Annotated in this window: 8 protein-coding genes; 5 read left to right on the top strand and 3 right to left on the bottom strand. The window is 47.5% G+C overall.

The genetic code is table 11. The features are described from left to right. Positions 1-19: 19 nt before the first annotated feature. Positions 20-1,600 carry a tryptophan halogenase family protein gene (locus AAKU61_RS00250; protein WP_354328743.1) on the bottom strand — a complete coding sequence of 527 codons (1,581 nt, stop codon included), beginning with the start codon at positions 1,598-1,600 and terminating at the stop codon, positions 20-22. 237 nt (positions 1,601-1,837) lie between these two features. Between AAKU61_RS00250 and AAKU61_RS00245 the strand changes: the two genes are divergently transcribed. Together AAKU61_RS00245 and AAKU61_RS00240 are read left to right on the top strand one after the other, a co-directional pair. Further along, entirely contained in the window at positions 1,838-4,243 is a 2,406-nt protein-coding gene (locus tag AAKU61_RS00245; protein WP_354328742.1) for a TonB-dependent receptor, read from the top strand. A 590-nt stretch (positions 4,244-4,833) separates the two neighbouring features. Continuing rightward, positions 4,834-6,036, top strand: a complete 1,203-nt coding sequence (locus AAKU61_RS00240) for a cation:proton antiporter (RefSeq protein ID WP_354328741.1) — start codon at positions 4,834-4,836, stop codon at positions 6,034-6,036. A gap of 151 nt (positions 6,037-6,187) precedes the next feature. Here AAKU61_RS00240 and AAKU61_RS00235 read toward each other — a convergent pair whose 3' ends face one another. Continuing rightward, positions 6,188-7,543, bottom strand: a complete 1,356-nt coding sequence (locus AAKU61_RS00235) for a GH1 family beta-glucosidase (protein WP_354328740.1) — start codon at positions 7,541-7,543, stop codon at positions 6,188-6,190. A gap of 330 nt (positions 7,544-7,873) precedes the next feature. Here AAKU61_RS00235 and AAKU61_RS00230 point away from each other — a divergent pair, with 330 nt between their 5' ends. The 3 genes from AAKU61_RS00230 (at position 7,874) to lnt (ending at position 11,552) form a co-directional block, all read left to right on the top strand. Continuing rightward, a complete protein-coding gene (locus AAKU61_RS00230) occupies positions 7,874-8,920 on the top strand; it encodes a LacI family DNA-binding transcriptional regulator (RefSeq protein ID WP_322120002.1) in 1,047 nt (348 codons plus the stop codon). A 139-nt stretch (positions 8,921-9,059) separates the two neighbouring features. Further along, positions 9,060-9,941, top strand: a complete 882-nt coding sequence (locus tag AAKU61_RS00225) for a CorC family transporter (RefSeq protein ID WP_322120001.1) — start codon at positions 9,060-9,062, stop codon at positions 9,939-9,941. Between the two features lie 75 nt (positions 9,942-10,016). Continuing rightward, positions 10,017-11,552 carry an apolipoprotein N-acyltransferase gene (gene lnt, locus AAKU61_RS00220; protein ID WP_354328739.1) on the top strand — a complete coding sequence of 512 codons (1,536 nt, stop codon included), beginning with the start codon at positions 10,017-10,019 and terminating at the stop codon, positions 11,550-11,552. Between the two features lie 113 nt (positions 11,553-11,665). On the opposite strand, the gene AAKU61_RS00215 is transcribed toward lnt, so the two are convergent. Next, entirely contained in the window at positions 11,666-12,394 is a 729-nt protein-coding gene (locus AAKU61_RS00215; RefSeq protein WP_354328738.1) for a ribonuclease HI family protein, read from the bottom strand. Positions 12,395-12,500 lie beyond the last annotated feature (106 nt).

Raw genomic sequence — 12,500 nt, 5'->3', positions numbered from 1 at the left:
TGCTACCAAGTAATTCAAATTAACCTGCTAGCTTCACCGCCGCTTTCGACGCAGTCATATAATCCTTCTCACATAAATGTCCTATCAGTGTGCGGTGCGGTGGCAAGTTTGCCAGTGCGCGTTGTGACATCTGGGCGATCATCTGGAACTCTTTTTTTGCTTCTTCAAAGCGTGGGTAAGAGGCTGCGTTGGCATTGAGTTTGGTCTGAAATTCCATTCCATACAGCACGTATTGCCAGCTGGATGGTGGGTACATTTCTAGGTCGATGATAAAGTCCAGGCGGTGGGGTGGACGACAGCGCCACATTGCGAGTTTTTCTTTCAGTGTGTCGGGGATTGATGCGGGATTGGTGTTATCCGTCCAGAATGTGCTGTCGGTGCGCTGGCTCAGGCAGTAGTGCATTTTGACGAAATCGACGATACGTTCGTAGCGTTCTTTCATTTGATGATTGAATAATTTAGCGACGGGCTCCAGTTCGCCGTTGAACGGGAACAGGTAGCTAACCAGATAGGCAGCGGTTTCGATCAGGCCAATGCCGGAGGCTTCTAGTGGTTCTAAAAATCCGCCTGACAAGCCGACTGCGACACAGTTTTTTACCCAGTGTGCTTCTCGATATCCGACATTGAGTTTGAGTGATCTTGGTGTTAAATTCTCGTTCCCTGCGCCGATGTAGTCACGCAATACTTGTTCTGCCCGGGCATCGTCGGTGTGGCGGCTAGAGTATACATAGCCAACACCGCGGCGCTGTTGTAAGCCGATGTCCCAGATCCACCCTGCCTCTTTGGCGGTAGAAATTGTATAGGAGGGGATTGCTGTATCGGCTTGTGGATAAGGCACTTGCACTGCCAGCGCGCGATCGGCAAACAGGACATCATCTACCTTATGAAATGGTGAGCCTAAAGCCTCGCCGATCAGCCTGGCTTTGAAGCCTGTGCAGTCGATATACAGGTCGGCTGTTAGCCTACCAGCCTCTTGTGTGACGATGGCGCTAATGGCGCCATCAGCGTCCAGTTCGACTTGCTCAACATTGGCCAGAATATGTTTTACTCCCAGCGATTTTCCATGATCGGACAGCAGAGTAGCGAAGCGTCCTGCGTCGAAGTGATAGGCATAATTCATTGGACCTAAAAAGTCGCCGTCGTCCATGCGCTTAGGTGCATGCGAGGCATCAGCGACACGCTTTTGCATGGTCGCCGCTTCTGCAAAAGGTACACCCGCACCCGCAGCACCTTGCAACCAGTAGGGCAATAATTCGGGACCGCCAGCACGCTGGCTGGGTAAGCTGAATGGATGAAAATAATGATCGATGCCTGCTGCACCTTGTGGCCGTACCCAATCTACAAATTTAATACCTTGTTTAAAGGTCGCGTTGCATTCCCGTACAAACCGCGCTTCATCAATACCAATCGCTGCCAGCGTGCCGCGTATCGAGGGGAAGGTGCCTTCGCCGACGCCGATAATGCCGATTTCTTTGGATTCCACCAGCGTGATTTGTACGCTCTCACCCGAGGTAGCGCCAACAGTTTTGGCGAGAAATGCCGCAGTTAGCCAGCCAGCGGTGCCGCCGCCTACGATTAAAACTTGTTTGATCGGGTTCATGACGTAGCCTAAGAGTTGGAAGGTGGAGGTAATTATCAAGTCTTGTAATTGTTTAGCAGCAACATCACAAAAGGCAACAATCGCACATTGAAAACAAATGATTTGGTTTTTTTAATTGACTTTGATATTAAATAATCGCTATTATGAAATCGGTTTCAAAATATGAAATCGGTTTCAAAACATAATTCTAACATCATCGCATTCATGCAGATGAAATGAACCTAGCACAGGAGACATATGAAAATCCGTACCCCCACGTCCCGAAAAATCTCGGGCTCACCTATCCATTTAGCTGTACTCACCTTGCTAGCGGGCATTAACTCTGCTCATGCACAAGTTGCGCAGCCCGTTGCCCCAGTTGCTCCGGCAGCAGATTCTGCTGCGATTGCAGAGGTGATTGTCACAGGTACCAAGCGCGCTACGTCCTTGCAGCGTACGCCAGTGGCGATTACGGCGATCAACGCTGCTGCACTCGATGATGCGCATGTACAAACGATACAAGATGTCGTCAATCTGGTACCAGGCTTCCAGGCGACTACGCAGGGCGATCACGGTGTCATCACCATGACCTTGCGCGGTGTTGGTAACGATAGTGCCAAGACAGAATACGCCGATCCAGAAGTCGCTACTTTTGTGAATGGCATTTATTCACCACGCCCTGAAGGCGCAACCTCGTTGCTGTTTGATCTGGACGCGATTGAAGTATTGCGCGGTCCACAAGGTACTTTATGGGGGCGTAACTCCTCCGTTGGTGCAGTGAATATGCAGACGGTCAAGCCAGTGCTGGGCGACCACTCAGGCAATTTTGAAACTGGTGTTGGCAGCTACAACCGTTTCGGCGTGCGTGGTGCTTTTAATATTCCACTCAACGACACGATGGCCTTGCGGGTAGCAGTAGTGCATGAGCAGCATGATGGTTATGTTGATTATCAGAATGCGCCGAATCCTTCTCTTGCCAGTCAGCAAGCTGCCTATATTGCTGGTGGCGGAACGTTGAGCACGTTTCAGCCGATCAATTCCAATTTGTTTATTCAAAATGGTTCTGCTAAAAAATATGGTGCACAAGATCAGACCGCTGCGCGCCTGAGCTTGTTGTGGAAGCTGACGCCTAATCTAAAGTGGGATGTCTCTTACGAAAAATATATGGATCGCGGTACGCCAAACATGAATCTGATGCAAACACCGCGTCCGGGTCAGGATTTTTGGTCTGCATTGATTGACACGGCGCCGTCCGTCCACCGCGATACAGATTCATTCCGCAGTCGTCTGGATTATGCGATTGGCGACAGCATGTCCTTGGCCTATATTGCAGGGTACTCACGCTTCAGCGGATCATCGACCTTTGATCAGGATGGCGGTGCCAGTGTGCCGACTAGCTTCAACACCGGCGCGACCTATCAGGCCGACAACACCGTATCGTCGCACTATGTGAATTATAGCCACGAAGTCGAATTGCAATCCGTCGGTAAAAAAGAAGTCGACTGGTTATTAGGTTTGTACTATGCCGCAGAAACCAACGATATCCGCTTTGATATTCCTATCTTTAACGGTACACAACAAGGTACGGTTGGCTGGCAGGGTTCGTTTATTCAACCAAAAGAAACAGTTGAATCGAAAGCTGCATTTGGTCAGGCGACTTGGAATGTGAACGATAGTTTGCACTTGACTGGCGGTATCCGTTATACCGCAGACTACCGCACTAACGTTGGTGGTCGCGGTTATGGCTGGGCATATGATGGCGCACCGCAAATTCCGGTGAACCCAAGTGTGAATCCAGCTGCGCCTGGTTCTGGTTTTGGTGTCCCTAGTCAAAACGATGGTACTTTTAGCGGTAATAAAACCACTGCCCTAGCACGAGTTGGTTATGACATCGATCGCAACAACATGGTCTATGCCAGCATTTCTACTGGCTATAAATCAGGTGGTCTGCAAGACGGTGGCAAGCCATACGGCGCAGAGACTTTGACCAATTATGAGCTAGGTTCCAAGAGCACTTTCTTGGGCGGCACGGTCAAGATGAACAATGCGCTGTTCTATGAAAACTTTAAAGGTTTTCAATTCAGCGCACCAGTGACCAACCCAGATGGCAGCCATTCTCTAGTGACATCCAACGCCGATGGCGCCAAGATTTATGGCTTTGAATCTGAGATCGCCGCTAGGTTGACACCCGCCGATAAAGTCCAGGTATCTCTTGCAATCACCCGCACTGAGCTGGGACATTTAATCGGCGGCAGTAATGATTACGTCTTGCCTGTCTGCGCTGTCCCGGGTATCAGCAACTGTTTAGATGTGACCGGTAATGAGATGCCGCATGCGCCTAAGTTCTCTGCGCAAGCTCAGTATCAACATACGTTTAACATGGTAAATGGTGCTACCTTGACGCCGCGCATCAGCATGCATTACGAGACCGCAAGCTGGCTCAGTGTATTTGATCTCGGTGATGGCGATAAACAAAAATCCTATACAAGAACTGATCTGGGTTTGCGTTACGCCTCAGGCAAGGCCTGGTACTTTGATGCTTTCGTTCGTAACGTAGAAAATTCCAACATCAAAACCAGTGCGCAAAATAGCTTTGGCGGTGTGTGGCAATCTCAATACCTGCCACCACGTACTTTTGGTATTAATGCTGGTGTAGAGTTTTAAATTTTTTAGTTCGTCTTGCTACCTCTGGTAGTTCAATGCCCTCGTTCTTCTCCAAGGATGAGGGTTTTTTTTATTTAAAAATTACGCGAGACTGTCCCAACTCCGTAGTAGTAACTCGCCTAACTAAAGTACTGTCGTCGTATCGATATTCAAAAGGGTCAGGGCGTCATTCCGGCATGGTTTTAGCCGGAATCCAGCGACGGTTGTTGAGTCGTACCCTAGACTTGAAAGTGACGATGCTGATTATCAGGATAACGACACGGGATTCCGGCTAAAACCATGGCGGAATGACATAAAAAAGCAATGCATTACTAACAAAAGAATCAACAATACTTAATCTGAATATGTCATGTTGATATATATACTCGTAGTATGTATATTTTAATCATCCATATAATCATTGGACAACAAGGCATATTATTAAAAAATAATGGGGAGTATATTTAATTTCTCTGCTAAATATTCCTTAGCCGACTTCCGCTTGAAGTGTAATTTTGAAGCAGTTTTTGATCCCATCTTTGATCCAATATTTCATTCTGTTGTTGATTCAATTTGTACTGCTCCTCCCCCAATATGACGAGAATAAAATCATGAGCGTGACCGAAATTTTTTTGATCGCAATGGCGATTATTTTTACCGTGCCTTACCTGATCTGGCGCGTTGGCAGAACTGATTATTGGGCGCCCTTAGTCGTAGTGCAGATCATCACCGGCATTGTCTTAGGGCCAGGTGTGTTGGGTGCAGCTTTCCCCGACTATTATCAATTTGTATTTAACCCGCAAGTGACCTCTGCGCTGAATGGGATTGCCTGGTGGGCGGTGATGGTATTTGTGATGATTGCTGGCGTTGAGCTAGATCTTAAAAAAATGTGGCGTTACAAACGAGAGAGCGCGATAACTTCAGGCCTTGCACTTGGTATGCCGCTGTTGTTCGGTTGTGTCGCTGCAGTCTGTTTACTCAATCTGAGCCAAGGCTGGATGGGAACTAAAGCCACTACCTGGCAATTTGTCCTTGGCATAGGCATGGCTTGCGCAGTGACGGCATTACCCATTTTGATTTTGCTGATGGAAAAACTGGCGATCTTACGACAGCCCATCGGGCAACGTATTTTGCGTTACGCCAGCCTGGATGATGTAGCGATCTGGGGCGTGCTGGCATTGATTTTGTTGGACTGGACGAGAGTCGGGCGGCAAGCTTTATTTTTAGCTGGATTTGCGTTGGCGAGCTATCTATTCCGCCGTTTGATGCGCAAGCTGCCAGAGAGTGATCGCTGGTATGTTGCCTTTATCTGGCTGGCGGTATGCGCTTATTTTGCCGACTGGTCTGGTTTGCATTTTATGGTTGGTGCGTTTTTGGCGGGCATGGTGATGGATAGTGACTGGTTTAATCAGGCTGACATGGATAAGCTGCGTCATTTTGTATTGATGATTATGATGCCGGTATTTTTCTTGAGTACCGGCTTACGGACTAACTGGCAGCTCGGCGGAACGACCGTATTTATTGCGGCAGGCTTATTATTGCTGGCGTCGGTAACGGGCAAACTGGTAGGCATTCACATTGCCGGAAAAATCCTTCAATGGGAAAAAGGCGAGGCATCGATCATAGGCTGGTTATTGCAAACCAAAGCGCTGATTATGATTATTTTTGCGAATGTATTACTGGATAAACAAATCATTACCAGTGAAACGTTTACCGCGCTGTTGATGATGGCTGTTGCCAGTACCATGCTGACGGTACCGATGGTAGTGCCTCAATTACAAAAAATGAAGGCATTGATTTTTCGGACAACCTGATGAGATTGATAGCATCAATATCTGTATGACTTTATCAAAATACGGTTGGGTGTATTCATCATAAAAATGGGCAAAGAAATTAGTTTTTCTTTGCCCATTTTATTTTTAAAACTAAGCGTTTAGCGAAGATTTTCTCACCGGTCGCTAGACTTTATTCAGCCCGGGATAAACGCTGAGTCCCTACAAAATCGCGGTACCAAAGTGCGCTGTCTTTGAGCGTTCGCTCTTGTGTGTCGTAGTCCACATATACCAAGCCAAAACGCTTGGCGTAGCCGGAGTTCCACTCAAAGTTATCCAGCAAACTCCAGTAAAAATACCCTTGTACATTGACACCTCGTGCGATCGCTTTTTGCAAGGCGTTCAGATGCAAGCGAACGTAGTGTATGCGTGCTTGGTCATGAATTTTCCCATCAACTATTTGATCTGCAACGGCCATCCCGTTTTCAGTAATATAAATTGGTGGTAAGTCTTTATATTCTTCGTTTAGTTGTAAGAGCAAGTCAGTCAGACCATCAGGATAAATTTCCCATCCCATATCGGTAAAACCTAATTTACCTTCCGGTTTTTTAGGCGGATTATCCGTACTGATAAAAGAACGGAAATAATAATTGACACCTAAAAAATCGATGGGTTGCTGAATGTCAGCCATGTCATTAGCGTGTACGTCAAACTTGCTCATGTCCATGCGATCAAGCGCTTTTTGCGGGTACCGACCTTTAAAAATCGGGTCCATAAACCATTGCACCGAGCGTGCGTACTCCCATTCTGCCTCTGCTTTATCGGCGGCTGAGTCGGTTGCTGGCATGGCCGTCCATTGGTTTAAAACGATACCTAATTTTGCGGAACTACCGATCTTTTGCAAAGCCTGACGCATCGCTTTCATTGCCCATCCATGCGATAACAATAGGTGATGAGAAACCTGAATTGATGCAGCAGTATCTGCAATGCCGGGTGCAAATTGCCCGTTACCAAAACCGAGATTAGCAGTACACCAGGGTTCATTATGAGTGGCGATGGTGGCTACCCGGTTGCCAAAGCGACGCGCTACTTCTGCCGCATAGTCAGCAAAACGGGCAGGGGTGTCACGATGGAGCCAGCCGCCCTGATCTTGCAAACCTTGCGGTAAATCCCAGTGATACAAAGTCACATGCGCCAGAATATTTTTCTCGGCCAGTCTGGCGATCAGATTGGAATAAAACTCAAAGCCTTTTTCATTCCATGCGCCATAGCCCAAAGGCTGCACGCGTGACCAAGAGATAGAGAAGCGATATGCGCTGACATTGAGCGAGGCGATGATGTCGATGTCTTCAGCGTAGCGATGATAATGGTCGCAAGCGACGTCGCCGGTGCTGCCATCGATGATCTTGCCGGGTGTATGGGTAAAGGTGTCCCAGATAGAGGGCCCGCGTCCGTCAACGGCGGCAGCACCTTCAATTTGGTAGGCGCTGGTTGCCACACCCCAGGTAAATGCGGGAGAAAATTCTGTTGCTGAGTCGTGATTTTGCATGTGTAGGTCTCATATATTTCTTTTGTTTGAAATCGTTTTCACGAGTGATTAGAATTTAACATTGGGGATATCGCCTGTCAATCAACAATCTTTATTTTCATTGCGTTTTTTGGATGGCGCTTAGCTGCAGTGAAAGCTTTCATCTTGAAGCTGCGGTCAGAGGGGAACGGATGGGGAAGATGGTTTTATTTGTGATGAGTTGATCAATTCATAAAACCTTGAATAATCCATGTTATTCTCGCTACGAAAAGCTTTTCACAAGCTTACCTAGATATTCATCATCAATTCATCGTTAATTCATCTTCAATTCGCATAGTTGAGAAGGCACACGTGGTCGAGAAACAAATCAATACCGATTCGGATAACAATGCTTCAAGCAATAATCCAGTGACTTTGATGGATGTGGCGCGTCAGGCGGGCGTTTCGCCTAGCACGGTGTCACGGATTTTGAATGGCACTGCCAAAGTCTCTGCGGATAAACGTAAAGCAGTAGAAACTGCCATTGAGCAGATGCACTTTGAGCCAAACCAACTGGCACAAAGTCTTAAAAGTGGTCGCTCGATGACGATCGGTATCGTCGTACAAGATATTTCCAGTCCGTTTTTTGATGAGACCTTACGTGGTGTTGATGATGGTTTAAAAGGCACTGGTTATGCCTCCGTGATCGTCAGTGGGCATTGGGATGCGCAAGAAGAGGCGGCCCGGATTAAGTTATTGCTGGCGCGCAAGGTGGATGGGATTATTTTGTTGTCCGGCCATATTGCGGATAAAGACGTGCTGCATTTTTCGCATCAGAAGCCCATCGTCGCGACAGGGCGTGCATTGCAAAGCGAGACGGCGATTGGATTTAAGCTAGACAATGAAAACGGTGCCTACCTTGCTGTGCGCCATTTAATTGAGTTAGGACATCGTCGCATTGCCTTTGTCACTGGCCCTGCCGATAACTCTGATGCCAGCGAACGGTTGCTCGGATACCAGCGCGCACTGAAAAGCGCCAATCTGGAATTTGATGCGAACCTGGTGGTTGAAGGCGATTTCCATGAGGCCAGCGGTTTAGTTGCAGTCAATCGTCTGTTTGATACTCAGCAGCAGTTTAGCGCTGTGTTCGCCGCGAATGACCAGATTGCCTATGGTGTACGGCTTAGCTTGTACCGCAAAGGGATACGGGTGCCGGATGATATCTCCCTGATCGGCTTCGATGATTTGCCCGGCTCGCTTTACACTACACCGCCGTTGACGACGATACATCAGCCTTTGTATGACATGGGATTACTGGCAACGACCACTTTACTCGGACTGATCAGCGGTAAAAAAGTGGATGTCGAGCTGCCCAAGTTGGAATTGATTGTCAGAGAAACTACACGTCGCTTCAGATGATGTCGCCGCTTTATGACATTCTTGATACAAAAAAGAGCTAAAAATCAGGCTTAAATTTGTTCTAAACCGGCATCGAAGTTTGGGACTGATCTGTATTTGCTGTATCCTATAGTATTGAAACAACGGCTTTAAGCCCACTATGCAAGAGCACTCTAGTAGCGTCAGACCATCTGACGTTAAACCCCACAGGTCATTGTTTGAACGTTTGACCGCACTGATTTCCCCCGAACCTGAGAACCGCGCTGAATTGCTGGAAGTTCTGCATGACGCGCAAGAACGTAATCTGATTGATGCCGATGCACTGGCAATGATCGAAGGTGTGTTCCAGGTTTCTGATCTGGCTGCACGCGACATCATGGTGCCGCGTTCCCAGATGGACGTGATTGATATTTCTAAACCGATAGCAGAATGGATGCCCGAAGTCTTATCGACGGCGCATTCCCGCTTCCCTGCGGTTGAAGGCGATAGAGATAAAGTGGTTGGCGTGCTATTGGCAAAAGATTTGTTGCGGTACTACGCAGAAGAGTCTTTTGATGTCCGAGTGATGTTGCGCCCGGTGGTGTATATCCCGGAATCCAAGCGCCTGAATATTTTGTTGCGGGATTTTCGCGCTAATCGCAATCACATGGCAATGGTGGTGGATGAATACGGTGGCGTTGCAGGTCTGATTACGATTGAGGATGTGCTGGAGCAAATTGTCGGCGATATTGAAGACGAATATGACTTCAATGAAGAAGAAGACAATATTATTGTCCTCGATAATAACGGCGACGGCGTGCGCTGGCGTGTGAAAGGTTTGACCGAGATTGAACAGTTTAATACCGCGTTGGGTACCGATTTTTCAGACAAAGTAGTCGATACCATCGGCGGCTTGGTCACCAATCATCTGGAACGGGTACCGCACAAGGGTGAAGAATTTAATATTGGCAATCTGCATTTTGAAGTCTTGCGCGCCGATGCCCGTCAGGTGCAGATGTTGTTAGTCGAAAAACGGTCTTTGGTGCAGACTGATGATGATTGAATCCATCGTTCATCGTTGTATTCATAGAATTGTTTTCTGTCGCCCAGCTCGTACTCATTTGCAGATTCTCTGATCTTGTTTTCATTTCATTCCCCTCCATTTCGTTCATCCATCTTGCTGGCTTTGCTGGCAGGTGGTTTGAACGTATTTTCTTTTGCTCCCTATCATTTGTGGCCACTTCAGATCATCAGTCTCGCACTGATTTTTTGCTTGAGCTATTCCGCCAGTGCATGGACTTTGCGACGCCAGTGGATGCTGGGTTGGGCATATAGTTTTTCCTGGATGTTTTGGGGTGTGCGCTGGTTGATGGTGGCGATGACTGATGCTGGCGGTATGCCGTGGTTGCTGGCATTGGCCGCAGTCGCTTTGTTTGCCGCTTATCTGGCTTTGTACGCCGGTCTGGCCTTGTCGCTGGCTCATTACCTACGCAAGCGTTGGCCGCTATCATTGGTCGCATCCTTGCTATTCGTGCTGCCATCGCTTTGGAGTTTGTCGGAGTTGCTACGGGGCTGGATATTTACTGGCTTCCCGTGGCTGGTGTCGGGCTATGCACATACCGCGAGCCCCTTGGCTGGCTATGCTGCCGTCTTTGGCGTGTATGGATTGGGATGGTTGAATGCCTTAATCGCAGGCGCCGTGGTTTTATTGATGCTTAAAAAAACCTGGTGGCCTGCATTGCTTGCTTGCGTTGCCTGTCTATTTTTAGTCGGCATCGGTTTGCGAGTCGTGGCATGGACACAGCCATCCGGCAACCAGATCAGCGTCAGTTTATTACAAGGTAATGTAGCGCAAGATATCAAATTTGATCCGGAACATGTGAATGATTCGTTGCGCTTGTATCACGACATGATATTGACCGCGCCAGCCGATTTGGTAGCGACACCAGAGACCGCCTTACCGGTATTGTCCAGCCAATTACCACCGGATTATTTGCCGATGTTAAATGCCTTTGCACAAGACACTGACAGTCATCTGGTCATTGGTTTGGGGGTCTATGACGGCGGCGATAAATATACCAATAGCGTTTTAGGTTTGTCGCGCCAGCATGCGGTACGCGGCTATCGTTATGACAAACATCATCTAGTGCCGTTTGGCGAGTTTGTCCCGTTTGGTTTTAAATGGTTTGTGAATCTGATGCAGATTCCGCTGGGTGATTTTTTTGCTGGCAATGTTTTGCAAGAAGCCATGCAGATAAAAGATCAATGGGTATTGCCCAATATTTGTTATGAAGATTTGTTTGGTGAAGAAATCGCGCACCAATTGTCGGCAGCGTCGCATAGCCCATCCATATTATTAAATGTATCTAATATTGCCTGGTACGGTGATTCGATTTCTATCCCGCAGCATTTACAGATATCGCAAATGCGGGTGCTAGAAACCGGGCGGCCTATGCTGCGTTCTACCAACACCGGTGCGACGGCGGTGATTGATGCGCAGGGGATTGTAACTGCTCAGCTAAAGCCTTTAACAAAGGATATTTTGCGCGCCAAAGTACAAGGTACCAACGGTCTGACGCCGTATGTGCGTTGGGGCAATGCAGGTATTCTTGCGCTCATCATCTTGAGTCTGCTGGCGGCGTATTTTGTGTCACGGAAAAACGTACAATCCTGATTTGAATTTGAATTTGAATTTGAATTTGAATTTGAATTTGAATTTGAATTTGAATTTGAATTTGAATTTGAATTTGAATTTGAATTCAATTCCTTATCCCATCGCAGCGATCTTTAAAAAAGTGTCACTGCGTTTTGTGACAGCGCATCGGCTTCTGTATTTTTTTTGCGGGGAATCCAGATCAAACGAATATCAGTGAATTTCGCTATCAGTTGCTTGGCTTGTTCGCACTGCTCTTGCAGTGTTGAACATGCAGGCAAGCGCACGATGTTTTTCTTGCTGTGGGTGTGGTCGGCGTTGACGCTGTCTATCACGGTGCGGCTGTCTCCAAACACAACAAGTTTGGCAGGGCGCTGTTCTAACGCGCATGCTAATACTGCGTTTAGCGCATAGAACTCTGCCTCGTTACTATCACCGTAGCCCATCGCCCGGCTGATTTCTATCTTTATTCCTGATGGGCTGACTACGACGCCACCGATACCAATTTTGCCCGGATTGGGATGTGCTGAACCATCAAAATAGGCCTGCCAGGTGTCAGCACCCAGTCCGTTGACAGCGCAGTTGCTTTGCTTATTACTTTGCTTATGTTGGGCTAATTTTTCAGCCTGTAGTTGTTGACGTACGATATGGCGAGCACGAATTTTTTCCTGCTCCAATAATCGTATAGCAATAAGATTTTCTAAGCCTTTTTCACCTGCTATGTTGAACAGGATTTTTTCTAATGCGTGCTCTTGTGCCTGTTCCAGGCTTTGCGATTCAGTGATGTTGGCTTTTGCTAAGCACTGGCTTTTCGCTAGTTCTGCTTTAAACGCAATAGTAAGAAGTTGACCATGTGTAGGCATATTGCGAGGGATCATTTTTTTGAAATTTGGCTTAGTTTAGCACCATGAATATAGTAGTCACCGTACTTAGCAAGTGTGCCATCATTTGCAAGATGAGTACTTAAAA

It is taken from the genome of Undibacterium sp. GrIS 1.2, assembly GCF_040544435.1.
Taxonomy (GTDB): domain Bacteria; phylum Pseudomonadota; class Gammaproteobacteria; order Burkholderiales; family Burkholderiaceae_D; genus Undibacterium.
Note: the sequence above shows the minus strand (reverse complement) of the source record. Positions and strands in the feature narration are given on the sequence as shown.